Origin of the sequence: Halorubrum sp. CBA1229 (assembly GCF_003721435.2) — an archaeon.
GTDB lineage: Archaea > Halobacteriota > Halobacteria > Halobacteriales > Haloferacaceae > Halorubrum.
In genome coordinates this window covers 1,718,636-1,743,624 of record NZ_CP054585.1, presented here as the reverse complement: position 1 = coordinate 1,743,624, position 24,989 = coordinate 1,718,636, and the positions used below count along the sequence as shown (strand labels likewise).

The 24,989-nt window shown below is 70.6% G+C and carries 22 protein-coding genes and 1 other RNA gene; 14 read left to right on the top strand and 9 right to left on the bottom strand.

What is annotated here, in order from left to right; genetic code table 11:
- Nucleotides 1–161 precede the first annotated feature (161 nt).
- A complete protein-coding gene (locus tag Hrr1229_RS08580; protein WP_123113287.1) occupies nt 162–1,406 on the top strand; it encodes an RNA-guided endonuclease TnpB family protein in 1,245 nt (414 codons plus the stop codon).
- A gap of 127 nt (nt 1,407–1,533) precedes the next feature.
- On the opposite strand, the gene Hrr1229_RS08575 is transcribed toward Hrr1229_RS08580, so the two are convergent.
- Together Hrr1229_RS08575 and Hrr1229_RS08570 are read right to left on the bottom strand one after the other, a co-directional pair.
- Nucleotides 1,534–2,850, bottom strand: coding sequence for an MFS transporter (locus Hrr1229_RS08575; protein ID WP_123113288.1), 1,317 nt, complete (start codon nt 2,848–2,850; stop codon nt 1,534–1,536).
- Between the two features lie 101 nt (nt 2,851–2,951).
- On the bottom strand, nt 2,952–4,742 hold the full coding sequence (locus tag Hrr1229_RS08570; protein ID WP_123113289.1) for a PAS domain-containing protein: 1,791 nt from the start codon (nt 4,740–4,742) through the stop codon (nt 2,952–2,954).
- Nucleotides 4,743–4,945: 203 nt separating this feature from the next.
- On the opposite strand from Hrr1229_RS08570, the gene Hrr1229_RS08565 reads away from it, so the two are divergent.
- The 4 genes from Hrr1229_RS08565 to Hrr1229_RS08550 all read left to right on the top strand — a co-directional run bounded on the left by Hrr1229_RS08565 (nt 4,946) and on the right by Hrr1229_RS08550 (nt 8,574).
- Complete coding sequence (locus Hrr1229_RS08565) at nt 4,946–6,424, top strand: DNA polymerase IV (RefSeq protein WP_123113290.1); 1,479 nt, start codon at nt 4,946–4,948, stop codon at nt 6,422–6,424.
- Nucleotides 6,425–6,474: 50 nt separating this feature from the next.
- Nucleotides 6,475–6,930 (top strand): hypothetical protein, encoded by a 456-nt coding sequence (locus tag Hrr1229_RS08560; RefSeq protein WP_123113291.1) that lies wholly within the window; start codon nt 6,475–6,477, stop codon nt 6,928–6,930.
- 50 nt (nt 6,931–6,980) lie between these two features.
- Nucleotides 6,981–7,526, top strand: a complete 546-nt coding sequence (locus tag Hrr1229_RS08555) for an NUDIX hydrolase (protein WP_123113292.1) — start codon at nt 6,981–6,983, stop codon at nt 7,524–7,526.
- Between the two features lie 94 nt (nt 7,527–7,620).
- Nucleotides 7,621–8,574 carry a CPBP family intramembrane glutamic endopeptidase gene (locus tag Hrr1229_RS08550; protein ID WP_123113293.1) on the top strand — a complete coding sequence of 318 codons (954 nt, stop codon included), beginning with the start codon at nt 7,621–7,623 and terminating at the stop codon, nt 8,572–8,574.
- 590 nt (nt 8,575–9,164) lie between these two features.
- Here Hrr1229_RS08550 and rnpB read toward each other — a convergent pair.
- An RNA gene (gene rnpB, locus Hrr1229_RS08545) (RNase P RNA component) lies at nt 9,165–9,477 on the bottom strand.
- Nucleotides 9,478–9,657: 180 nt separating this feature from the next.
- Here rnpB and Hrr1229_RS08540 point away from each other — a divergent pair.
- Nucleotides 9,658–10,260: a TIGR00296 family protein gene (locus Hrr1229_RS08540; RefSeq protein WP_099253886.1), complete on the top strand. Its 603-nt coding sequence runs from the start codon at nt 9,658–9,660 to the stop codon at nt 10,258–10,260.
- Between the two features lie 102 nt (nt 10,261–10,362).
- Here the strand turns inward: Hrr1229_RS08540 and Hrr1229_RS08535 are convergent, their stop codons facing one another.
- From Hrr1229_RS08535 to Hrr1229_RS08515, 5 genes are all read right to left on the bottom strand, one after another.
- Nucleotides 10,363–11,520, bottom strand: coding sequence for a nicotinate phosphoribosyltransferase (locus tag Hrr1229_RS08535; RefSeq protein ID WP_123113294.1), 1,158 nt, complete (start codon nt 11,518–11,520; stop codon nt 10,363–10,365).
- Nucleotides 11,521–11,654: 134 nt separating this feature from the next.
- Nucleotides 11,655–13,367, bottom strand: a complete 1,713-nt coding sequence (locus Hrr1229_RS08530; protein WP_123113295.1) for an Hvo_1808 family surface protein — start codon at nt 13,365–13,367, stop codon at nt 11,655–11,657.
- 102 nt (nt 13,368–13,469) lie between these two features.
- On the bottom strand, nt 13,470–14,123 hold the full coding sequence (locus Hrr1229_RS08525) for a hypothetical protein (RefSeq protein WP_123113296.1): 654 nt from the start codon (nt 14,121–14,123) through the stop codon (nt 13,470–13,472).
- 30 nt (nt 14,124–14,153) lie between these two features.
- Nucleotides 14,154–16,124 carry a cation-translocating P-type ATPase gene (locus tag Hrr1229_RS08520; protein WP_123113297.1) on the bottom strand — a complete coding sequence of 657 codons (1,971 nt, stop codon included), beginning with the start codon at nt 16,122–16,124 and terminating at the stop codon, nt 14,154–14,156.
- 4 nt (nt 16,125–16,128) lie between these two features.
- Nucleotides 16,129–16,344: a heavy-metal-associated domain-containing protein gene (locus tag Hrr1229_RS08515; protein ID WP_123113298.1), complete on the bottom strand. Its 216-nt coding sequence runs from the start codon at nt 16,342–16,344 to the stop codon at nt 16,129–16,131.
- Between the two features lie 200 nt (nt 16,345–16,544).
- Between Hrr1229_RS08515 and Hrr1229_RS08510 the strand changes: the two genes are divergently transcribed.
- The 8 genes from Hrr1229_RS08510 (at nt 16,545) to Hrr1229_RS08475 (ending at nt 23,346) form a co-directional block, all read left to right on the top strand.
- Nucleotides 16,545–17,066, top strand: coding sequence for a helix-turn-helix domain-containing protein (locus tag Hrr1229_RS08510; protein WP_123113299.1), 522 nt, complete (start codon nt 16,545–16,547; stop codon nt 17,064–17,066).
- A 136-nt stretch (nt 17,067–17,202) separates the two neighbouring features.
- Nucleotides 17,203–17,781, top strand: a complete 579-nt coding sequence (locus Hrr1229_RS08505; RefSeq protein WP_123113300.1) for an isochorismatase family cysteine hydrolase — start codon at nt 17,203–17,205, stop codon at nt 17,779–17,781.
- Between the two features lie 84 nt (nt 17,782–17,865).
- Nucleotides 17,866–18,444: a hypothetical protein gene (locus Hrr1229_RS08500; RefSeq protein WP_123113301.1), complete on the top strand. Its 579-nt coding sequence runs from the start codon at nt 17,866–17,868 to the stop codon at nt 18,442–18,444.
- Between the two features lie 85 nt (nt 18,445–18,529).
- Entirely contained in the window at nt 18,530–18,691 is a 162-nt protein-coding gene (locus Hrr1229_RS08495; RefSeq protein ID WP_176329387.1) for an HVO_2523 family zinc finger protein, read from the top strand.
- Between the two features lie 192 nt (nt 18,692–18,883).
- Nucleotides 18,884–19,849, top strand: a complete 966-nt coding sequence (locus tag Hrr1229_RS08490; RefSeq protein WP_123113302.1) for a phytoene/squalene synthase family protein — start codon at nt 18,884–18,886, stop codon at nt 19,847–19,849.
- A gap of 91 nt (nt 19,850–19,940) precedes the next feature.
- Entirely contained in the window at nt 19,941–20,150 is a 210-nt protein-coding gene (locus tag Hrr1229_RS08485) for a hypothetical protein (protein WP_123113303.1), read from the top strand.
- A 719-nt stretch (nt 20,151–20,869) separates the two neighbouring features.
- Entirely contained in the window at nt 20,870–22,147 is a 1,278-nt protein-coding gene (gene hisD / locus Hrr1229_RS08480) for a histidinol dehydrogenase (RefSeq protein ID WP_123113305.1), read from the top strand.
- A 50-nt stretch (nt 22,148–22,197) separates the two neighbouring features.
- On the top strand, nt 22,198–23,346 hold the full coding sequence (locus tag Hrr1229_RS08475; protein WP_123113306.1) for a mechanosensitive ion channel family protein: 1,149 nt from the start codon (nt 22,198–22,200) through the stop codon (nt 23,344–23,346).
- Nucleotides 23,347–23,415: 69 nt separating this feature from the next.
- Here the strand turns inward: Hrr1229_RS08475 and Hrr1229_RS08470 are convergent, their stop codons facing one another.
- Entirely contained in the window at nt 23,416–24,870 is a 1,455-nt protein-coding gene (locus Hrr1229_RS08470; RefSeq protein ID WP_123113307.1) for a hypothetical protein, read from the bottom strand.
- Nucleotides 24,871–24,989: the final 119 nt, after the last annotated feature.

Sequence of the window (24,989 nt, the reverse complement as noted above, 5' to 3'; positions counted from 1 at the left end):
CTGCGCGCTTCAGCATAAATCGAGGTGGAGCCTCCGACCTCAAGGAGCGAGAGCAGCGAGCGAGTAGGTCGGAGAGGAAACCGACAACGGACGACGCAACCGCACGACGGTAGCTACCTGACTCCCCAACAGGTAAGTACCGTTAGATAGTAATCTGAAACATGGAGGTGCGTCGAACTGCGCCGGTCAAACTTGTTGTTCCCGATGAGCGGTACGACGACCTCCACGAATCCGCGCGACAGTTCCTTCACTGTGCGAATCGTGCCGCTGAATTCTGTTGGGACGACAACTCCTACGCCAACTGCGTTACGGCGAACTCGACCGCACGGGACGCGCTCTACGAACAACTGCGAGAGGAAACTGATCTTACTGCGAACCTCGTTCAAGAGGCCATCCGACGTGCCGTCCAAGCGACGAACGGGTGCGTCGAACGGTGGAAACAGGGCAAGCGGGTGAGCCAGCCGGAGTTCACGTCGTGGAGCATGGTCTACGACAAGCGAAGCGCGACGTTCTACCGCGACCGTGTGTCTCTCTCGACCGTCAACGGGCGCGTCGAGTGCGACTTTGAACTTCCGGCGGATAGCCCGACTCCCTACGAACAGTACGTTCTCTCGGAGGACTACGAGTTCCGTGCGAGCACACTGCAATACGACAAGGCGACTGACGAGTTCTATCTCCACATCACGACGCGGAAGTACGATACCGACGAATCCGAGGTTTCGGAAGATACCGAGCACCAAACAGTTCTTGGTATCGACCTCGGCGTCAACAGCCTCGCAGTAGCTTCGACCGGCACGTTCTGGCAGGGCGACGAATACGATCACTGGTGCCGTGAATTCGAGAAGCGACGTGGTGAGATGCAACAGCGCGGGACGCAAGCCGCGCACAACGCCCTGCTTCGCCTCGGAAAGCGCGAAGAAGCGTGGCGGAAGCAGTACATCCACACGGTTGCCAATAAGATCGTTTCGGAAGCCGTCGAACACGACTGCGACGTAATCGCGTTCGAGGAGTTAACCGACATCCGTGAGCGGCTCCCGCAGGCGAAATGGCACCACATTTGGGCGTTCCGACGCCTGTACGAGTACGTCTCCTACAAGGCACCAGAGCAGGGCGTGTCCGTGGAGCAAGTCGAGCCGAACCATACGTCCCAGCGCTGTTCTCGGACGGATTGTGGGTTCACGCACGAAGTGAACCGCCACGGAGAACACTTCGAGTGCCAGAAATGCGGCTATGAGGTCAACGCGGATTACAACGCGGCGAAGAATATCGGGGTACGGTATGCCCGAAAGCGGACACACAGACTCCGTTCCTCGCCCAAGTCGGGGAGCGGAGACGCACCAGTAGACGTGCGTGTAAATGGTGGGACGTTGAACGGCAAGAGTCACCAGCCTATTGCTGGCGACTGATTGCTGGGAGTCCACATCAAAGCCCTACCCTCAACGAGCGAACCCCGTATGGGGTGAGCGAAGTAGGGTAGGGTAGTTTACCCGCAGTCGAAGTATGAGCCTTATAAATAGCGGCGTTCGGTGGCCCTCAGTCCGCCGCGACCGCCCCGGCGTCGTCGCTCGCGCCGAGCGTCTCCTCGACCTGCGTCACGACGCCGACGAGCGCGACGACCGCCAGCGCCGCGCCGACGACGAACGGGACGAGGAAGCCGAAGCCGACGAGCCAGCCGGACGCGAGGGGGCCGAGCGCGACGCCGAAGCCGAACCCCATCGTGAGGACGGAGAGGGTCGTCCCGGACTCGCCCTCCCGCGCGAGGTCGCCGGCGAGCGCGAGCGACGGCGCGAAGACGAACGCGACGGCGACGCCCTGCGCCAGCCGGACGAGCGTCATGGCGACCGAGCCGGTGACGATCCCCTGTAGCAGCGTGGTCGGGACGAGGAGGACGAACCCGGCGAGCAGGAACGGGCGGCGCCCGATCCGGTCGCTGGCCTGCCCGACGGGCACCTGCAGGAGCACGTTCGCGATCGTGACGGCGGCGAACTGGAGTCCGAACCACACCGGGGGCTGGTCGAGCCGGACGTTCACCTGGTTCTGGAGCGTCGCGAACAGCGCGATACAGAGGCCCATCGCGACCGTCGCCAGCCCGAGCGCGAAGATGGGGTCGAGCAGGTGGTCGCCCTGGCCCCGGACCCGGATCGAGAGGTCCTCGCTCGCCTCGCTGGACTCGGCGGCGTCGCGGACGAGGAGGAAGACGAGGGCGAAGCTGAGGTACGCCCCGGCGCAGGCGGCGACGAACGCGGCGTCGAACCCGTCGACGACGGGGAGCCCGACCGGCGAGAGGTCGTAGGGGCCCGCCTCGACGACGGCGCCGGCCAGCACCGGCCCGAAGCCGAAGCCGATCAGCCGGAACGTGTTGTACACGCCGAAGTTGCCCCCGCGGTCGGCGTCGGCCGACGCGTACTCGTTGACCAGCGCGACCGTCGCGGGGATGATCAGCGACGCGCCGACCCCCTGTATCGCCCGCAGGACGACGAGCTGCCAGTAGACGCTCGCGACCGTGTAGAGCGCGCTGGCGGTGCCCAAAAGGAGGATCCCGGTCAGCACGAAGGGGCGCCGGACGCCCATCCGGTCCGAGAGCCGCCCGGTCACCGGCTGCGAGAGGCTGTTGAGGAAGCCGAAAAGCGAGAGCACGAGCCCGATGAGCAGCGGCTCGGTCACCGTGACCGACGCGGCGCCCACCCCGACCTCGGTCCCGAGGAGCGAGCTGAGGTCGATCGCGTCGCTCGCGACGTACAGCGGCAGCACGACGATGAGGAAGGAGTTGCCGGCCGCCCCGACCATCCGGGCGAGCGCGAGCACGATGACCCGCCGGTCGGTGTCGGCGATGCCGGAGAGCGCCCCCATTTCCCCACGCTTCGGCCGGGATTACAAAGGCGTTTGCGGACGGCGGGAGTCGATCCGGTTCCGGGCGCGGAGCGCGGACCCGACGCGGAGCGCCGGCGCCCTTACGGCTTGGTCATCGACGGGTCCGGGCGCTCGACCCCGCGGATCTCGAAGCGGGCGCCGCCCTCGTCCGACGCGGTCGCCGAGACCGTCCAGCCGTGCGCGTTGGCGATCTCCTGAACGATCGCCAGTCCGAAGCCGGTGTTGCCCTCGGTGCCGGTCTGTCCGGGCTCGAAGAGCTCGTCCGCGACCTCCTCCGGGATCCCCGGGCCGTCGTCGGCGACGTAGAAGCCGTCGGGGAGGTCGCCGACGCGGATCGTCACGTCCGAGCCGCCGTGTTCGACCGCGTTGCGGACGAGGTTCTCGAAGAGGTTCCGGAGCCGGTCGGGGTCGGCCGACACGTCCCGGTCCGTCTCGACCGCGAGCTCGCCGGCCCCGGTGTCGACCGTCGCCCAGCTGTCCGCGGCGACGGCCGCGATGGACACCGGTTCGGGGTCGCCGACGGTCTCCCCCTCGCGGGCGAGCGTGAGCGTGTGCTCGACGATGGACTCGATGCGGTCGAGCGCGTCGGCGGCGGCGTCGAGGTGCTCGTCGTCGTCCGCCGCCTGCCGCGCCAGATCGACGCGGCCCTGCGCGACGTTGAGCGGGTTCCGGAGGTCGTGCGAGACGATGCTCGCGAAGGCGTCGAGGCGCTCGTTCTGGCGTTCGAGCGCCGCCTCGCGCTCCTTGAACGCCGTGATGTCCTCCTGGAAGCCGACCCACTCGGAGACCCGCCCGTCCGCGTCGCGGATCGGCGCGACGCTGACGCGGTTCCAGAACTCGGTCCCGTCCTTCCGGTAGTTCAGCAGCTCGACGCTCGTCGCCTCCTCCGCGTCGATGGCCTCTCGCATCCGCGAAACGGGCTCCTCGTCGGTGTCGGGGCCCTGCAGGAACCGGCAGTTGACGCCGATCGACTCCTCGCGGTCGTAGCCGGTCATCTCGACGAACCGGTCGTTGACGAACACCATCGGGTTGTCCGGTCGGTCGGGATCGGTGATGGTGATGCCGACGGGCGCCTCGTCGAGCGCGCGCGTCTTCGTCTCCAGCTCCTCGCGCCGCTCCACCTCGTCCGAGACGTCGCGCAGGATGCCGACGCTCCCCTCGAAGCGCTCCCCCTCGTACGGGAGCACCGCCATGTGGTCACGGCAGGGGATCGGATCGCCCTCCTTGGGGACGATGTCGACGCGGAACCGCTGGACGTCCGGCCCGGAGCCGGAGAGGACCGTTCCGAGCCGGTCCTCCGCCTCCGCGACCGCCGCGTCGTCCTTGATGAGGCCCGGCTCGCTCCCGACGATCTCCTCGCGGTCGTAGCCGGTCAGCTCCGCGAACGGCTCGTTGACGAACTCGAACGTTCCGGTCTCGTCGACGACGTAGACGGGGTAGCCGAGCGCGTCGATGACCGTCGAGTAGCGGTTCGCGATCTCCCGGGTCCGGTGCTCCTCGACCGCCTGACGGACGCGGTTCGCGAGCCGCCGGAGCTGCTCGGGACCGCCCTTCTGGAAGTAGCCGGTGACGCCCGCGTTGAGCGCCCGGCTCGCGATCTCCTCGCTCCCCTTCCCGGTGTACAGCACGAAGGGGATCGAGCGGTCGGTCTCCCGGAGCCGCTCGAAGAACGCCAGCCCGTCCATCTCGGGCATGTCGTAGTCGCTGACGATGCAGTCGAACCGCCCGCCGTCGACCTCGTCGAGCGCGTCCGACGCCGCCGTGACGCTCGTCACCGCGACGTCCGCCAGTTCGCGTTCGAGGTACGCCTCCGTCAGGTCCAGCACGGAGGGGTCGTCGTCGACGTGCAACACGTCGATCCGTTCGGGCATGGGGCGCGCTACGCGCCCGCCTCATAAACGAATACCGCCTCTGGTATCAGGTGTGAGAAACGTATCGTTGGCACGCGGGCACCGGCGCGATCGCGCTCCCCGATCGGCTTCACTCTCCGCGGTCGGCTCCGCTCTCCGCGGTCGGCTTCACTACCGCCACGCGTGGCGGATTCTTAAGGCGACGCGGCGCGGAGCCCCGGGCGATGGCCGGCGGCACGCTCCCCGGGACGGCGACCGACGAGGCGGACGGGAGCGACCGCGTCGTCTTCCACGTCGACATGGACTGCTTTTACGCCTCCTGCGAGCGGCTCCGCCGCCCCGAGCTCGCGGGCGAGCCCGTGGTCGTCGGCATGGGGTACGAGGAGGGAAAGGCGATCGGCGCCGTCGCGACCGCGAGCTACGAGGCCCGCGCGTTCGGCGTCGAGAGCGCGATGCCCATCTCCGAGGCGCTCGACCTGCTCCCCCGCCGGGCCGACGCCGACCCCGACGACCCGGACGCACCGGACCCCGAGGAGAGCGGCCGGTACCTCCCCGTCGACCTCGACTTTTATAAGGAAGTCGCGGGCGACGTGAAGACCGTCCTCCGGGACTGCGCCGACACGCTCCGCGAGGTGAGCGTCGACGAGGCGTACCTCGACGTCACCGACCGGACCGCGTGGGATGTCGCCGGGGGGAGCGCTGCGGCGGGGGAGAGCGAGGGCGGCGGCCCCCCGCCGAGCGCCGCGGCCGGCCCCGCCGAGGCGCGGACCCTCGCGGAGGGGTACGCGCGGCACGTCAAGGAGCGCATCGAGCGCGAGGCCGGGGTGCCCGCGAGCGTCGGCGTGGCGCCGAACATGTCGACCGCGAAGGTCGCCAGCGACGCCGACAAGCCGGACGGGCTCGTGGTCGTCCCGCCCGGCTCGGTCGAGTCGTTCCTCGCCCCGCTGCCGACCGCCGAGATCCACGGCGTCGGTCCCGTGACGGAGCGGTCGCTCGCCGAGATGGGGATCGAGACCGCCGCCGACCTCGCCGCGGCCGACCCCGACCGGCTCGCCGACGAGCTGGGCGAGCGCGGCCCCGAGCTCCACCGGCGCGCCCGCGGCGACGACGACCGGGAGGTCACCCCGACCGGGCTCCCGAAGAGCCTCTCGCGGGAGTCGTCGCTGTCGCCGACGGCCGACGAGGAGACGAAGCGCGAGACGGTGGCGGCGCTGGCGGCCGACGTGGCGCGGCGGGCCCGCGAGCGGGGGTGCCTCTACCGGACCATCGGGATCAAGGCGGTCGAGCCCCCCTACGACGTCAACACCCGAGCGCGGAGCCTCCCCGGACCGGTCGACGACCCCGACCTCGTGGAGTCGGTCGCGTTCGACCTCCTCGCGGAGTTCGCCGGGGACCGGGTCCGCAAGCTCGGCGTGCGCGTCTCCAACCTCGACTTCGCCGAGAGCGACCAGGCGACCCTCGGGGGGTTCGAGCCGGGGGACGGAGGGGGGACCGGTGGCGGGAGGAGCGACGGCGTAAGCCAGCGCGACGGCGCGTCCGACGCCCGGTCGGCCGCCACCGACGGCGACGGCGGGAAGCTCACCGACTGGGTGGGCGGGGAGCCGGCCGCGGCGGAGTCGGCCGAGGCCGACGCGGAGGAGGGCGAGGCCCGGCGAGCGACGGAACGCGACGACGGGCAGGCGTCGCTCGGCGACTGGGAGTGAGCGTCAGGGCGGCGCGTGGATTTATCACGCGATCGCGGCGATCCGGACACATGTCCCTCGCTCGCCGCGTCCTCCTCGGCTCGAACCCGAACGGCTCGCCCCGACGACACCGGCTCCTCGTCCCGCCGCTGCTCTTTCTGGGCGTCTTCGCCGCCTACGCGCTGGGGATCTTCAAGATCGCCGGCGGCGTCGTGTTCCTCGCGGGCGAGGCCGCGATCGTCGGCGTCCTCGCGGCCGCGGTCCTCGCCTACCGACGGGCCGGACTGGCCCTCGCGTGGGCGACCGTCTACGGCGCGCTGCTCGGGTACAACGCCGACCACTACCTGCTGGGCCTGTCCGGTCGGCCCCTCGGCGAGCGCGTCGCCGCGTTCCTCGGACCCGACGGACTCGCTTTCGTCGGCGTCGAGGCCCTCTCGCTGGGGACGCTCGCCTGGGTCGCCGGCGCGATCGCGGTCCGAGCGGTCGAGGTGATTCGGGCCCGGCGTCGGGACCCTCCCACCGAGTGACGCCCCCGTGGAGTGGGGGGATTTAGGTGCCCGAGCGCCGACGCCGAGGCATGGACGATCTGTCGTGGGAGACGCTCGACACCGACATCGACTACCGCTGCCCCGGCTTCGACGTGCGCCGGGACGAGGTGCGCTTCCCGGACGGCGACACCGACGGGTTCCACTACGTCGACGAGCCGCCGGCGGTCGTGGTGCTCCCGCTGACGCCCGACGGCGACGTCGTCGTCATCGACGAGTGGCGGCAGGCGGTCGGGCGGGTCAACCGCGGGCTCCCCGCCGGAACGGTCGAGCCGGGGGACGCCGACGACCTCGAGCGGGCCGCCGCCCGCGAGCTCGCCGAGGAGACGGGGTACGAGGCCGACTCCTTCGAGCGCCTGACGACGGTGGAGCCGACGAACGGGGTGGCGGACTCGGTCCACCACCACTTCCTCGCGACGGGCTGTACGCCCACGGCCGAGCGCGACCTCGACCACAACGAGTCGATCGCGGTCGAGACGGTCCCGTACGACGACCTGCTCGAAGCGGTCGTCGACGAGGGGCTCCGCGACGGCCGGGCCGTGACCGCCGTGCTGTGGTACGAGCTGCTGCACCGCTGAGGGCGCGAGCGGCGAGACTGGGCCCCCGGACGCCCGGACGCCGGAACCGAGAGACACGAACAGCCCTATTATGCGTCGGTCCGTACACCGCATAATGGCTGACCCCTCCAGCGACGACGGGAATCGACGGGAGCCGGGCGCCCCGGACGGCGGCCCGCCCGCAGACGGCGCGACCGCGACCGGCGGCGGGCCGGAGATCGGAGACGGACCGGCGACCGCCGACGGACCGGAGACCGGCGACGACACCGCCTCCTCGGCGGCCGACCGCGCCGGGGGTCGGAGGGTCGCCGTCGCCGTCGCCACGGCCCTGATCCTCGGGGTGCTCGGTCCGGCGATCGCCCTGCTCAGCGGAGGGGTGGTGCTCGGCCTCAACGCCGTGACGGGCGGGCTCCCGCTCGCCGCGAACCTCGTGATCACGCTGATTCTGGGCCAGTACGTCGCGTTCGGCGGGCTGGCGATCGTCTACCTCACGTGGCGCGGGCTCGACCGCGCCGGAATCATCGCGTACCTCGGCGTGCGGCGCCCGAGCCTGAAGGAAGTCGGCCTGATCGTCGGGAGCTGGGCGCTCATCCTGGTCACGATCATGGCCGTCTCCCTCGTCATCCAGCAGCTCGGGACCGAGACCGCCTCGAACCAGAGCGCCGAGCTGGCGATGCAGAACCCCGCGATCATCCCCCTGCTCATCGCGGCGTCGTTCCTCGTGATCGGTCCCTCCGAGGAGATCCTCTACCGCGGCGTCGTGCAGGGGCGGCTCCGGGAGACGCTGTCGCCGGCGCCCGCGATCCTGATCGCCTCGGCCATCTTCGCGGCCGTCCACGTGATGGCACTGACGGGCGGCATCTCCGGGCGACTCACCACCATCGCCATCCTCTTCCTCCCGAGCATCGTCTTCGGCGCGGTGTACGAGTACACCGAGAACCTCGTCGTTCCGGCGCTGCTCCACGGCCTCCACAACGCCGTCATCTTCACCATCCTGTATATCACGATCGCCTACAGCGACCAGATCCAAGAGGCGGCCGGCGGCAGCGCGGCGCTGCTCCCCTTTTAAATAGTAGAGCGTCGCGAATCGGTCGTACTGCCGGCGGCCACGCGGTTATTTATAAACAAACGATGCGGTGGCGCGTGCCGGTGAGCGGCCCTTCGGGCCGCGAATCGCACGCGCGAGGGAGCCCGCGACGGCGCTTATATGCGCCGTCGCGGCGAGGCTGGGGAGGCGTGAGGCTGCGGTCCCGCGAACGAAGTGAGCGGGAGCATGGAAGTCGCAGCCCGCGCAGCGAAGCGAGCAGGAACGTCTTCCAGCGGTTGCTGTGCGGGGTTGGACTCAAAGGGGCAGCCGCGAGGGCGGCGTAGGCGACGAAAGCACCGCAAAGAGGGAGCGAACGAAGTGAGCGACCGAGTGAGGAGCGCAGCGAGCGTACGCCGCCCTCGCGGCTGGGGCTTTGGAGGTGTTCACCGTTGATCCGGCGTCGAGTACGTATAAACGAGCGGCTGGGGCTTTGGAGGTGGTCGTCGCGTTACCAGTAGGAGCGACTGCGATAACCGAGCGACTGGAGCTTTGGAGGCCGTCACCGCGCTGCGGCTGCCGATACAACTTATAAAAGCGCAAACGCAGACACCCACGACTACCGAGTAGAAGCGGACTGAGGGGAGTAAGCCCCCTTCGGTTCGTCCCGACATTCGGCTGAGCGTCCGCGCCGTGGCCGGACTACCTTGTGGCGCGGACTTGCACCGGCGAGGATTCGCCGTTCCATCCGTTCCCGCCCGTCGAACCTCGTCGGGTTAACTCCCTTCCCTCGCGGGTCGGTTCGCTCGACTCACGGGTCGGGGCGGGGGGTGTCGTTGCTGTTCCAGAGCCAGCCGTCTCCGACTCCGGGCGTGTGCCCGGTCGCCTGTCCGGCCGGTGGGGGGACTTTCCTCATGCCAGAGGCACGGGAGTCGGGCTCCCTCTGTCCGGGCCGACGTTCGCCGCGACCGCGAATAAGCGATTCGGTCGGGATCGTCACGGATCCGGTCGGGGTTCTCAGGAGTCCGCCCGGGACGATCGGAGACGGGAGCGAGACCTCTCGAGGGGGCGGCGTGCGACCGACTCGTAAGGGAAGCGTTCAAGTCGTCAGCAACGTAAGGGTCTATCATGTCCGAGGCTCAGACCGTTCAGCTGTCGTACGACGACGGTGCACGAGCGGTCGAACTCGCGCGGGAGGCGGTCGAGTCGTTCGTCCGACACGGACAACGTGAACAACCCGGCAGCATGCGCGAGGCGTTCTACGCCCGCACCGGGGCGTTCGTTCGACTGGAATCCACCAGGGGCCGCGGCCGGCTGCGCGGCTGCGCCGGCGCGTGGGAGACCTCCGACCAGCTCGGCCACGCGATCGTCGAGGCCGCGATCAAGGCCGCCTCCGGCGACTCCTGCGGCTCGGAGGTCGAGCCGAAGGAGCTCGACAACATCACGGTCTCCGTGTTCGTCGTCTCGAACACGGTGCTCACCAACGACCCCCTCGCCGACCTGGAGGTCGGCACCCACGGCGTCGCCGTCGACGGCGGCAACTCCCACGGCTGGCTCTACCCGACGGTCCCCGTCGAGAACGGCTGGTCCGGCGCCGAGTTCCTCTCGCGCGCCTGCCGGAAGGCGAAGCTCGCCCCGAACGCCTGGGAGGACGACGAGACGATGGTGACGCTCATCGAGGGCCAGGTGTTCCGAGAGCGCGCCGACGGCGGCGCCGTCGAGGAACTGTAACGGCCGACCGCGACCCGCTTTTGACGTCTCCTCCTCCTCTGCCGCGTAGCCGACCGCGATTCGGTCCCGCAGCCGACCGCTATTCGACCCGGCAACTGACCGCTACTCGGTCCCGTAGCCGACCGCCTCCGCGTCCGCGAGCGCCCGCTCGGTCGCGGTCGCGAGGTCGACCACGTCGTCGGCGACGACCTCGCCGTCGCGGATCACCGGCTCCATGAGCGACTCGGCGTCCTCGGGGCCCGAGCGGTCCGCGAGCCCGACCGCGTGCGCGCCGTCGGCGGTGCGGTAGACGGCCTTCGCCCCCGAAAGCTTGCCGCGCTTCGCGGCCGGCTCGCCCTCGACGGTGACGATGTCGAGCGCGAAGTCCACGGGGTCGGCGTTGGAGACGTACCCGCCCACGCCGAAGCCGTCGACGACGTCGCGCAGCTCGCGGAGGTCGGCGGGACCGAGCCCGCCGGAGACGTACACGTCGACGTCCCCGTGGCCCCGGGCGTCGAGCTCCCACCCGACCTCGCGGGCGATGTGCCGGAAGTCGCCGCGCCGCGATCCGGTGGTGTCGAGCCGGACGCCGTCGATCCGGTCGCCGAGCGCCGCGACCGCCCGGAGCGTCTCGTCCACCTCGTCGGAGTAGGTGTCACAGAGGGCGATCCGCGGCACCGACTCGTCGGCGGCCTCGTCGAAGGCGCGCCACGCGGCCTCCTGCTCGCCGCGGCCGAAGCAGATGGAGAGGGCGTGCGGCATCGTCCCCGACGCCTCCCGGCCGAGCAGGTCGCCGGCGGCGACGTGCGAGAAGCCGTCGAAGCCGCCCACCAGCGCGGAGCGCTCGACCGCCGCCGTCATGGCGGGGTGGACGTGGCGCGCGCCGAAGGAGAGCACCGACGACTCCGGGGCGGCGACGCGGCAGTCGAGCGCGGCGGTCGCCATCCCGGAGGCGTGCGAGAGGAAGCCCAAAAGCGACGTCTCCAGCCGCGCGAAGGCCAGGTACGGCCCCTCGATCCGCATCACCGGCCCGCCGTCGAACAGGCGCCCCTCGGGGATCGCGTCGACGTCGACGTCGCGGCCCTCCAAGAGCGCGACCGCGTCCTTGACTCCGGCGAGCAGCTCGAAGTCGCCGTCCGGGAACTGGTCGGCGGTCACCTCGGCGACGACCCGCGGGTTCCGGTCGGCGCCCTCCAGCGCGGCCACGGTCTGATCGAAGTACGCGTCCGTCGCCCGCCCGTCGCGGATCGCGGCCGCGTCGACGATGTCGAACGCTGTCATACGCGGAACACGCTCGCGCGGGAGCAAAAGCGGTCCGGGTCTCCGAGCGGGATCGGTTACGCCGGCCGACGCGCGGAGTCAGCCTCGGCCGACCGACACCAGGAGTCCCCCTCGTCCCATCGACGCGCCCGGCCTCAGTCCCGTCCGCGCCGCGCGAGCAGCGACACCGCCGCCAACAGCCCGAGGAGAGCGGCCGCCACGCCGAACCCGGGCGCTCGGTCGTCCGTCGAGGCGTTCGGACCGGACGAGCCGTCGCCGGCGTCGTCCGCCGAGCCGGTGTCGGTCGCGTCGCCGTCGTCGCCGTCTGGTCCGGTGTCGCTCCCGTCGTCGCCGTCAGCGTCGTCGGTCGCGGGGAGTTCGAGGTCGGCGTTCGGGCGGAGTTCGAGCACGCCGGCGGGCTCCGGGGCGTGGACGATCGTCACGGTGGTGTCGTCACGCACGACGCCGTAGGCGCCGGGGAAGTCGCCGCCGTCGATTTCGTACACCCGCCCCGTCTCGTACTCGTCGTCGCCGTGGGCGGTCAGCATCGTGAGGTACGTTTCGCGGAAGTCCGCGGCGTCGCCGACGGTCTGCCACTCCGTCACCCAGACGTAGCCCTCGCGGGCGTCGTCGCCGTCGCCGGCGCGGTACGGGTAGAGCTCGTCGCCGGCCCAGCCGTCGGTCGACTCGTGGGCGTAGTTGTAGTTCGCGCGGGTCCGGAGCTCCTCGTCCGGCCGCGTGTGGATCCGGACGTTCGCCCCCGCGCTCGTCTCGGGCTCGAGCACCGGGTAGCGGTACTCGAAGCTCTGGTACCAGAACATCACGAACATCGACGCCTCGCCCGTCGTCTCGGCGCCGTCGACGCCCTGATCCGGGTACGTCTCCCAGCCGCCGGTCGCCGCGTCCTCGAACGCCACCTCGCGGGTCTCGTAGTCGGGGTTCCGGTGGATCACCTCGGCGGTGCTTCCGGGCGGGTTTTCCATCGTCTCGTTGACGGCCTCCCACCCGCCCTCCTCGATCAGCTCCTCGACGTAGAGCGCCCCGTCGGAGTACGGCTGGAGCACGGTCTGGAGGATGCCGAAGTTGTAGTCGGCCGCCGGTCCGCCGCCCCCGCCGGCGGAGTCGGGCGCGTCGAGGCAGGTCCAGTTGGCCGCACAGCGGGCGGCGTAGCGCTCCTCGATGTGGACCGCCTCCCCCTCGATGATGCCGTCGACCGCGAGGTCGCCGTCCTGCGTGGCGCTGGCGTAGCGCGGCCGCGTGAGGCCGTGGTACTGGTCTTGCATCCCGTGGACGAGCTCGTGCGCCAGCGTCGAGGGGTCGACCTGCGGCTCCTCGCCCTCGGCGGTGACGAGGACGATCCGGTTCTGGCTCGGCGAGTAGAAGCCGGAAACGGCGCCGCCGAACACCGTGTCGATCTCCTCGTTCGCGTCCGCGTCCTCGCCGACGACGAACAGCGCCTCCCACACCTGGTCGTTCCACCGGCGGAACGCCTCGCTGCTGTTGTTCCCGCCGGTCGAGCCGTTCGCGAACTCCTCCCGGGAGACCGTCTCGACCGGCACGTCCTCTCGGAACGGCCGCTCGCGGATGTGCTCGACGCGCGCCATCGTCAGGTGCGTCAGAGCCTCCAGCTCGGACTCGTTGAGCCCGTCGCTCTGGTTGAAGGAGAGCTCGTCCTCGTAGTGCGTCCCGTTCCAGCAGCCGACGAGGTCGGTGCCGTCGCCCGCGTCGCACTCGGCGGTGGTCGTGCTTCCCGGGGAATCGCCGGCGGCGACGTTCTCGGCCACCGGACCGGCGGCGACCCCGCCGACGCCGAGCGAGAGGAGGGCTATCGCGGCGAGGACGACCGGGAGGGTGGGAACCCGTCGCATAGGGGCGATTACGACCGACCGGATAAGTAGTTTGTCGGTGCAGAAGGCCCGATCGGGTACCGGCGTACCCCGCGACGGAGCGGACAGATCCTCCCTCTGGAGCTACACGGCGTCGACGGTGAACAGCGAGTCGCCGCTGAGGACGACCTGCACGCGGCGGTGCCAGGCGTCGGCGAAGGCCGCCCGCTGCTCGTCGCTCGCCGACCCGTCGAGTATCTCCTGAAGGTTCCCGATCGCGGGTCCGCCGTCGGGGACCTCGGCGACGTGGTACGTCACGTCGACGGTCTCGTCAGTGTCGGTTCGCCGGAAGCGGAACGTCGGGTCCGGGGTGTCCGGATCGAACGCACCGAAGCGCAGGAGATCGCGGCGGCCGCCGTAGCCGCCGGCGAGCCCGCCGAAGCCGTCGTCCTCGGTCGCGCCGGTCACGTACGAGATGATGCGGCTCATCACGCCGTACGCGGCGTCGTCCCGCGGGCCGGCCGCTCGAACCTCGATCTCGCTCCGGACCGGATAGCCGTCGGGATACAGGGCGTCGAGCCCGAGCTGGGCGATCCGGTAGGCGCCCGAGGCGGTCGGACAGGAGTGTCCCGCCGCTTTCACCGCGTCTCGATAGGTGATGACGAACGGGTCGCCCGGTCCGAGGACGCCGAGGGCCTCCGCGACGGGGTCGCGGATTTCGATCGGGTCGGCGTCGTAGTCGACCTGCCAGTCGGTTCCGCTCTGGATCGCGTCGGTCGCAGTCGAATTCGTTGTCATGGTGGTAGTGGTGGTCGTCGTGTCCGCTGGTCAGTGCCGGAGCAGCCGCATCCCGTTGAGGATGACGAGGAGGACGCTGGCCTCGTGGACCAGCATCCCGGCGGCGAGCGTGACGTAGCTCGTGAGCACGCCCGCGAGGAGGACGGTCACGGTCAGCACCGCGAGCCCGACGTTCTCGAGGACGTTCCGACGCGTCGCCTTGCTCAGTGTGACCGCGTACGGGATGCGTTCGAGGTCGTCGGCCATCAACGCCATGTCCGCCGTCTCGATGGCGGTGTCCGTCCCGGCGGCGCCCATCGCGATGCCGACATCGGCGGTCGCCAGCGACGGTGCGTCGTTGATGCCGTCGCCGACCATCGCGACGACGTGGCCCTCGCCCTGAAGCGTCTCGATGACGGACTGCTTGTCCTCGGGGAGCAGTTCGGCGCGGTAGTCGTCGATGCCGACTTCCTCGGCGACCGCGGCGGCCGTCCGCTCGTTGTCGCCGGTGAGCATCACCGTCTCGATGCCGGCGTCCCGGAGCGTCGCGACGACGCCGGGGGCGGACTCCCGGAGCTTGTCGCGCATGGCGATCGCGCCGACGACGTCCCCGTCCCGCACGACGTGGACGACCGTCTCGCCGCGCCCCTCGCGCTCGCGGACGTACTCGGCGACCTGATCGGGGACGTCGACGTCGCGGTCGTCCAGGAGCGCGCGGTTGCCGACGACAACTTCCCGGCCCCCGGCACGGGCGACGACCCCCTTGCCGGCGACCACGTCGAAGTCGTCCGGATCGGGGACCGACCGGAGGCTGGCGTCCGTATCGTCCGCCTGGACGACCGTCGCTCCGCCGTCCGTCGCAGCCGTCGGTCGCTCGCGGGCCGCGTCGACGATGGCGTCGGCGAGGTGGTGCTCGCTCTTCTTCTCGGCGGTCGCCGCGAGCGCGAGCACCTCGTCGTCGGCGACGCCGAACCCCTCGACATCGGTGACAGCGAGGGCGGCTTTGCCGCCCTCGTCATGCCGTGGCGGCGAAGTCGCCACGCGGGTCTCGCCCTCCGTGAGGGTGCCGGTCTTGTCGAAGGCGACGAGGTCGATCTTGCCGGCGCGTTCGAGGTGTTCGCCGCCCTTCATCAGCACGCCCGACCGGGCGGCGTTCCCGATGGCCGAGACGATGCTGACCGGCGGCCCGATGACGAGCGCGCCCGGACAGCCGATGACCAGCAGCGTCAGCGACAGGATCGCGTTCTGCGTGACCGCGTACGCGCCGATTGCTAACACGATGACAGCCGGGGTGTAGTACTTCGCGAACCGGTCGATGAGGCTCTCCGTCGGCGACTGGGCCTCCTGCGCCTCCTCGACGCGGCGGATGATGCGTTCGAGCGTCGTGTCCGAGCCCGCGCCCGTCGTCCGGATTTCTAGCGCACCCTCTTGGTTGACCGTCCCGGCGTACACCTCGTCGCCGTCGGCCTTGTGGACGGGCGCGCTCTCCCCGGTGACCGGCGCCTGATTGACGGCGCTCTCGCCGTCGACGACGGTTCCGTCGACCGGGACCTTCCCGCCCGGCTTCACGACGACGACCTCGCCCTCCTCGACCTCGCGGGCGGGGACCTCTCGGAGCTCTCCATCCCGGCGTACGGTCGCCGTGTCGGGCGTCATCTCCAGCAGCTCCTGGAGTGCCGTCCGGGTCTTCCGCATCGTCCGGCCCTCGAGGTAGCTGCCGAGGCTGAACAGGAAGACCACGGCCGCGGCCTCCCAGTACTCCCCGATAACGACGGCGCCGACGGCGGCCAGCGTCACCAGCGTCTTGATGCCGAGCGTCCGGTTGGTGACCTCGTGGTAGGCGGTCTTGGCGATGTCGTAGCCGCCCACGACCGTCGCGAGGACGAGGACGGCGGCGCTCGCGGCGTCGAAGCTCGTGAGGTAGCCCAGACTCCAGCCGCCGCCGTAGAGCAGGCCGCTCGTCGCCGTCACGGTGGCCTTCCGGTGGTTCCGGTAGTACCGCGTGATCGTTTGTCCGTTCATGCGTTCAGGCGGGCTGGGGCGTGTAACCCTGGTTTTCGATGGTCTGTGCGAAGGCGTCGGGGTCAGCGACGCCGTCGTCGTACTCGACCTCGACGCGACCGGTCGAGTAATGCACCTCGACGGCTTCGACGCCGTCGACGTTCGAGAGGGCGCGTTCGACGGTGCTCGCACAGCTCGGACAGTCGAAGTCCAGGACGCGGAACTGCGTTGTGTCGCTCATCACGGTTTGAGGTAGTGCCCATACTCCAATAAGTATTTTTTAGATGATATGTTTGAATTCATATATAGGCTGTTGGAACGGTCAAACGGGTCGTCTAGGGCTTTCGCCCTCGCGGGTCATTCGGGTCCCGATTCGTCGAGAGGCGTCGGCGTCGCTCGCATCCCGCCGTTTTTTCCCGCGTGCTCGCGCTCGGTTCCAGTATGAGCAACTCCGGTACCGATCACCGCCTCGACGACATCGCGGTGCGGGACACGCGGGTCTCGGACGCGATCGACGAACCGATGCGGGCGATGGTCCTCGACATTCTGTCCGAGGAGGCCCTGACCGCGAGCGAGGTGCACGGGAGCCTCGCCGATCGCGGCATCGACCGGACCGAGAACACGGTCCGACACCACATCAACGAGTTACGGGACGCCGGCCTCGTCGACGTTGTCCGCTTCGAGGAGGGCCGCGGGGGGACGACGAAGTACTACCACGCGAACACGATCGTCCTCTCGTACTCGCTCCCGGAGTCGGCCGACGACGCGGTCGAGGAGATGGTGGACGCCGTTCAGCCCCAGATCACGGACGCGCTCGCAACGCTCACCGACGGGTACGACGACGCCATCGACGAGATCGTCGCCGACATGCAGCCCTGTGAGCACTGTCAGACGCAGAAGTACGAGACGTACGTGCTCCTGACCGTGCTGCGACGTGCGTTCGTTCGTGCGCACCGGAAGTGAGTCGGGGTCTCAGTCGGTCGACGCGGTCGCGTCCGGCGGTCGAGGGTGACGCTGCGGTCGCGTCCGGCGGTCGAGGCGGCGCCGTCCCGCTCGTTCCGGCTTCGCCTTTTTGGATCCGCGTCACCAACCTCCGCCCATGCCGTACGATCCGACCGAGACCGCGGTGATCGTCGTCGACATGCAGAACGGGTTCTGTCACCCGGACGGGAGCCTCTACGCCGAGCCGAGCGAGGCGGCGATCGGGCCGGTGACGTCGCTGGTCGAGCGGGCCCGCGAGGCCGGCGCGAGCGTCGTCTACACCCGCGATGTCCACCCGCCGGAGCAGTTCGACGGGACGCACTACTACGACGAGTTCGACCGGTGGGGCGAGCACGTCGTCGAGGGGTCGTGGGACGCCGAGCTCGTCGGGGGGCTCGACGTGCGCGAGGCGGACCACATCGTCGAGAAGCACACGTACGACGCGTTCTATCAGACGGAGCTGGAGGGGCACCTCGACGCCCACGGAATCTCCGACCTGCTGATCTGCGGGACGCTCGCGAACGTCTGTGTCCTCCACACGGCCGGCAGCGCGGGGCTCCGCGACTACCGGCCCGTCGTCGTCGAGGACGCGCTGGGCTACATCACCGAGGACCACCGCGAGTACGCCGTCGACCACGCGGACTGGCTGTTCGGCGAGACGACGACCCGCGAGGACGTCGAGTTCGCGGAGCCGTGAGCCGGCGGACAGAACGCCGATCGCCGTTATCAGCGGTGTGAATCGGCGTGTAACCCTTTTGAACCCCGACGGGAACGGTCGCGTATGGAACTCTCTCGACGCGGGATGCTCACCGGTGTGGGAGCCGCGTGCGCGGTCGGCGCCGTCGGATTCGCCGGTGCGACCGCGGTGACGGACGAAGACGCGGCGAACGGCGACGGACCAAACGGAGACGGCGGTTCGACCGACGGCGGTTCGACCGACGGAGGAGCGAGCGGCGACGAGAGCGACGGCCCGGCCGGCGCGGTCGACGCCGACCCGGACGCCCCGTTCGAGGCGCGGCTCCGCCGCGACGGCGACGACGACCGGCGGCTGTTCGGCGCGAGCGACCTCGACGAGGTGGAGGGCGTCTTCGACGACGACGGCGAGTACCTCGTGTACGTCGCGCTCGGCGACGACGGGGTCGACGCCTTCCAGGAGCGGCTGGCCGCGGCGGGCGCGGTCGACGAGCCGGAGCGGTTCGTCGTGTCGATGACGCTCGACGGGACCGAGGTCAGGCGGGTCGAACTGGACGAGCCGACGGTGGACGCGCTCACCGACGAGGAGTGGGGCGGCGTGTTGACCCTCCCGTTCGGCGAGGAGCGCGTCGCGCAGTCGGTGTACGAGTCGCTGGCGTCGGCCTGACTGGTAAGGGACGGCGGTGATACGGCGAGCCGTCTCCGCGGCGCGGAGGGAATCGGTTATGTACGCTGCGACCGTGTCCGAACGCATGAGCGAGGGCGACGGGGATCGGGAACCGGCGGGCGAGACGGCCGCCGATTCGGGCGGTCGGCCGTGTCCCCTCTGCGAGACGCCGATGTACCACAGACACTGCAAGTACGTCTGTCCGGCCCACGGCGTCGTCTACGACTGCAGCGACACGTTCTACTAGTTCGAGGCGCCGCAGTCACCGGATTTTCGACCGGCGACGCCCGCTTCACGCGCGTCGAGTCGCGACGGAATCAACGGGGATAGAAACGAATATAACAATGGATGTGCGAACTGTTATGTTCTTGGAGGCCGACTTTTCTCCCATGACCGGCGACCCGCTCTCGACCCTCCTCGCCGACCGTCAGGGGTCAGCATGGTAGAGCACACCCAGGTTGCCCGGAGCAAGCGGATTCAGCGCCGAACGGGCAAGACCTTCCACGTCGCCACCCGGCTACTGCCGAAGCGGATCCGCCACGCCACGTACGTGCTGTACGGTTTCTTCCGGATCGCCGACGAGGTCGTCGACGCCGAGGACACGGCCCCGCCGGCCGAACAGCGCGCGGAGCTCGACCGACTCCGGCGGGCCGCCCTCGGTGAGGAGTCGACCGAAGACCCCGTGTTGGAGGCGTTCGCCGAGATCAAGGAGGACCACGAGATCGCCGACGAGGACGTCCACTCGTTCGTCGACGCGATGGAGAGCGACATCGACACCGACCGCTACGAGACCTACGAGGAGCTGGAGACGTACATGGACGGCTCCGCGGCCGCGGTCGGCCGGATGATGACGGCGATCATGGAGCTCGACGAGGAGACCGAGGCGACGGCGCTCCCGCACGCGACCAAGCTCGGCGAGGCGTTCCAGATGACGAACTTCATCCGCGACGTCCGGGAGGACGTCGTCGAGCGCGACCGCATCTACCTCCCCTTGGAGACCCTCCGGCGGCACGGCGTGAGCGAGGAGCAGATCCTCGATCTGGAGTTCGACGCCGACGTGGCGGCCGCGATCCGCGAGGAGCTCTCCCGGACGGAGCGGCTCTACGAGGAGGGCGTGGCGGGGATCAAGTACCTCCCCGAGGACTGCCAGCTGGCGGTGTTGCTCGCGGCGGTGCTGTACGCGGACCACCACCGACTCATCCGGAACCTGGGGTACGACACGGTGTCGACGACGCCGGAGCTCTCCTTCGCCCGCAAGATCTCGCTGCTCGTCCGGACGCGCTGGAAGTGGCAGTGGAACAAGGACCCCGAGGCGGTGTTTTACGAGATGTGTCGCGGCTTCGACGGCACCCGCGACCACCGCGAACACGGCCCGCACGGCTCGGGCGTCGCGCAGTCCGACTGAACGTGCGGGGTCCGGGGCGACGGGGTCAGAGGCGTCGGGGACGGTGGCGCCGGGGTCAGGGGCGTCAGGACATGGGGCGTCGGAGGCCGGGATGAACCGCTCTCGCTTCGTCGGCCTCGCGCTGCTCGCGTTCGGGCTCGTCTTCCTCTCGTTCGTCGTCAGGGGAACGACCCGCCTCCTCGCGCCCTACGAGCTGGCCGTGGCGCTGTCGGCGCCGATCCTCTTCGCCGCCGCGGGGCTGTTGGTTGTCCTCGTCGTCCTCGCGACGCTCGACGTGACGGGGATCCGCAAGTTGGAGTGATCCGCGCCGTCGGAACGTGTGGGATCCGGTGGTGGTGACCTGATCACAGTTATCGGGAACAGCAGCGAGTGGTTACCCGAGTGCGTGGCTCGGTATGCAGGGTCAATTGGTTATAAATGAACGACAGGTCTGCAGCGTACACTCCCGAAGCCCCAGCCGCTCGCTTATAAATAGTTGATCTTGGATCGGGGGTGAAGACCTCCAAAGCCCCAGTCGATCGCTTATAAATGATTGATCTTGGATCGGCGGTGAAAACCTCCAAAGCCCCAGCCGCGACGACTCGCGCGGCCCGGTGCGCTCCTCGCTCGGTCGCTTCGCTCCCTCGCTGCGGTGCTACCGTCGCCGTGCGTCGTCCTCGCGACTGCCCCTTTGAGTCCCACCCCGCACAGCACCACCGGAAGACGTTCCTGCTCGCTTCGCTGCGCGGGCTGCGACTTCCGTGCTCCCGCTCGCTCCGCTCGCGGGACCGCAACCGCAGCCTCACACCTCCCCAGCCTCGTCGGACCGGCGCGACCGCGCCGGTCCGACTCCCTCGCGCACTCTGCTCGCGCCCGACGGGCGCTCGCAGGTGCGCGCCGCCGCGGATTTATAAGTGATCGTCGTCGTCGCTCGTGGTTATTTAAATACCGCACAGCCGGAGTCCGGTCGGCGGAGCGCGGAGCCGCCGTCGAGGTGGGCGAAGTCGGAACGCCCTTTTGACCGCGGCTCGGAAGGATCGTATGGACGTACGAACCGTCGCCGACCTCTCGCCGGCCGAGCGGCGCGCCTTCTTCGAGCGCGACGCCGGCGTCGACGCGGTCCGCGACGACGTGAGCGAGATCGTGGGGAGGGTGCGCGAGGAGGGCGACGTCGCGCTGCGGGAGTTCGCCGAGGAGTTCGACGGCGTGAGCGTCGGCAACATCGACGTCACCGACGACGCCGAGCGCGCGCACGCCGAGCTCGACGACGCGGACGACCCGGTGCTCGACGCGGTCCGCGAGGCCGCGGCGAACATCCGCGAGTTCCACGAGCGACAGCGCCCCGAGGACTGGCGGGACGAGTTCGACGGCCGGGAGCTCGGCCGCCGCTTCCGCCCGATCGACCGCGCGGGGGTGTACGTGCCCGGCGGCGCGGCCGCCTATCCCTCCAGCGCGCTGATGGGCGTGATCCCGGCGACCGTCGCGGGCGTCGACCACGTCTCCGTCGCGACCCCGCCGGCCGACGACCTGAATCCGGTGACGCTCGCGGCGATCCACGAGGCCGGCGCCGACGCGGTGTACCAGGTCGGCGGCGCGCAGGCGATCGCCGCGCTCGCGTACGGGACGGAGACGGTGACGAACGCGCAGAAGGTGGTCGGCCCCGGCAACAAGTGGGTGACCGCCGCGAAGGCGGTCGTCCAGGGCGACGTGGAGATCGACTTCCTCGCGGGACCGAGCGAGGTGCTCGTGCTCGCGGACGAGACGGCCGACCCGGCGCTCGTCGCGGCCGATCTCGTCGCGCAGGCCGAACACGACCCGAACGCCTCCGTGGTCGCGGTCACCGCCGACGCCGACCTCGCCGACGCGGTCGCCGACGCGGTCGACGAGCAGGCGGCGGGGCGCGAGCGCGAGGAGACGATCCGCGCCGCCCTCGACAACGACGCCTCGGGCGTCCTCCGCGCCCGGTCGATGCCCGAGGCGGTGCTGTTCGCCGAGGAGTACGCGGCCGAGCACCTCTCGATCGTCGCCGACGACGACGAGGCCCTCTTAGACCGGATCACGAACGCCGGCTCCGTCTTCCTCGGGCCGTACTCGCCGGTCGCCGCCGGCGACTACGCGGCCGGGACGAACCACGTGCTGCCGACGAACGGGGGCGCGAAGCGCTACGGCGGGCTCTCCGTCGACACCTTCCTCCGGTCGTCGACGGTCCAGCGGCTCGACCGCGACGCGCTCTCCGACCTCTCGGAGACGATCACGACGCTCGCGGAGGCCGAGGGGCTGGAGGCGCACGCCGAAAGCGTCCGGAAGCGGTTCGAGTAGGAGACCGACCCCGCAGAAACGGTTATCTCGCGCACTCGCCTCCGGACGGTATGATTCCGTCGCCGCTGACGTTGTTCGAGGGGCTCACGGCGGTCGAGGCGACGGTCGCGGTCCTCGTGGTCTCGATCGTCGCCGCCGTGGGAATGGAGTTCGCCGTCCTGCGGGTCGCCCGCCGGTACGTCGCGGCCACCGACTCCGGGTACGACGACATCGTCATCTCCTCGCTGCGCGCGCCGCTCGTCGTCACCGCCGCGCTCGCCGGGGTGTACCTCCTCACGCAGGTGCCGTCGGTCCGGACTTCGGTGCTCGTGAGCCCCCGGCTGCTCGATAGCGTCTTCGGTCGGCCGTCGCTGTCGGTGATCGTCCTCGTGTGGGCGCACGCGGCGAACGCCGTCGTGAACCGGCTCGTCGCCGCGGTCAACGAGGAGGGCGGTCGGTTCGACTTCGCGCCCGTGTTCTCGAACGTCTGGACGCTCGCGGTGCTCGTCGGGAGCGCCGGTACGCTGCTGTGGCTGTGGGGCATCGAGATCACGCCCCTGCTCGGCGCCGCGGGGGTCGCCGGCATCGCGGTCGGCTTCGCCGCGAAGGACACGGTCGCGAACTTCTTCGGTGGGATCGCGCTCTACTTCGACGACACCTACAAGATCGGCGACTACATCGTCCTCGACGACGGCACCGCCGGAACCGTGATCAAAGTCGGCGTGCGCTCGACGACGCTGCTCACCCGCGACGAGGTTCTCGTGACGGTGCCGAACGCGGCGCTCAACGCCGCGAAGGTGACGAACGAGTCCGCGCCGCAGCGCCGGCGCCGCGTCCGGGTCCCGATCGGCGTCGCCTACGGGACCGACGTCGACGCGTTCGAGTCGCTCGCGCTCGAGGTCGTGGGGGCGGAGCCGCTGGTCCTCGACTCGCCGAAGCCGCGGGCGCGGCTGCGCTCGTTCGGCGACTCGGCGCTGCAGTACGAGATCCTCTGTTGGGTCAACGGGCCGACGCGGCGCCGACGCGCACAGCACGAGCTCAACCGCGCGCTGTACAAGGCGCTGGGCGACGCCGACATCGAGATCCCGTACCCCAAGCGCGACGTGACGGTCACGCCGACCAACGGTCCGGGCCCCGAGAGCGCGGGCGCCGAGCGGTCGGGTCCCCCGTCCGCCGCCGCGACGGAATCCGCCGAGCACCGAGCGGGCGACGGCGACTGAAGCCGGCGGCGGTTGAGGGCGACGGCGACTACGTGCAGCGAGGGAACCCGACGGCGGGACGGGCGGCCGTCAGGTCGACGCCCCGGCGTCGCCGTCCGGGGAGGCCTCGAGATACCACGCCGGCGGGACCGCGGCGGTGTCGCCGAGGCGGTCGTACCGGAACGCGACCCGGACGCGCTCGCCGGTCGGCTCGTGGACGTACGCGGCCCGCAGCTCGAGGACGAGCCCGTCGGCCGTGACGAACGCGACCGTCCGGAACGCCCGGACGTCGTCGCCGAGCGCGCCCGGTTCGCCGCTCACCTCGATCCGGTACAGCGGGAGCTCCGTGGCGGCCGGGCCGACCGTCGACTCGCTCCCGTTCAGGAACCGCCGGATCGGCTCCGCGGCGACCGCGCCGACGAGCGCCGTCGCGTTCGGCGCCGCGGCGGGCCGGACCCGACGGGTCTCGACGCCGGCCGGTCCTGCGGTCCGCTCGTAGACGGGCCCGCCGTCGGCGAACACCTCGGCGGTCCCGTCGTGGGTCGCGTTCACGATCGACGCGTTCGCGGAGCCGGCGAGCCGGTACCGGCGCTCCGACGCGACCGCCAGTTCGACGCCCCCGTCGCCGGCGATCCCCACGCGCCCGCCGGTCGAGGCGTCGAGGTCGGTCGCGTTCGACGGTCCCGACGCGACCAGGAGCACGGACGCGGACGAGAGGTTCGTCGCGGTGGCGACGTGGGCGTCGGCGAGCGCGTCCGCGTCGTACACCCCGGTCAGGAAGACGCCGGGCGGCGTCCGCGCCGTGGACCCCACGGTCCCCGTGAGGGCGTCCTCGTAGAGTCCCAGGTACGCCGCGTCGTCGAGCGTGGCCGCGCCGCGCTCCGCCGACTCCGCGGTGCCGATGGCGTCCGCGGCGGCCGCGTACTCCCCGTCGGCCGGCGGCGACGGGGGAACCGGGTCAGCGGCCTCGGCGTCGGAGCCGAGTCCGGCGACATCGGCGAGCGCCGAGGGACCGCCTGCGGCGAAGACCGCCGCGGCCGCCACCAGCAGGGCCGCGACGGCGACGACGCCGAGCGCGGACCGCCCGTCGGCGACCGCCGACCGTCGGACTCGGCGGAACCGACGCCGGAGGGACCGCGCGTCCGCGGCGTCGGCCGCCCCGGCGGCCGCGAGGTCGACGCCGAAGTGGTCGTGGTACAGCCGGTCCGCCGCGTCTCGGTCGAGCCCGTACAGCAGTCGCTCGCGGAGGTCGGCCGGCGAGACGTGCGGGGCCCCGACCGCCTCGGCCCGCGAGCGGGGGGACGCCGAGAGGATGCGAGGCGTCCCGTCGCCGACCACCGCGTCGGCGTCGTCCGGGACGGGCGTCCCGACCGCGACGCGCCGCGTTCGCCCGTCGCGGCGGGCGACCACGACGTTCGGCGCGTCCGCCTCGCGGGCGGTCTCCCAGCCGCGAGCGGCCCACAGCGCGGCGACGAACCCGCGGCGCTCGGCTGGCGAGAGCGCCCGGTACCGCCGGGCGAACGCCGCCTCGGACGGGAGGCTCATGGGGGGCACGGGAGTCGCAGCGTCTAAAGCGTACCGCGGACCGGAGCGAGATTCACACGGCCGCGTCGGCGACGGGTGAGGGACCGCACCGACGACGGAGTGAACGGCTGCGCCGGCGA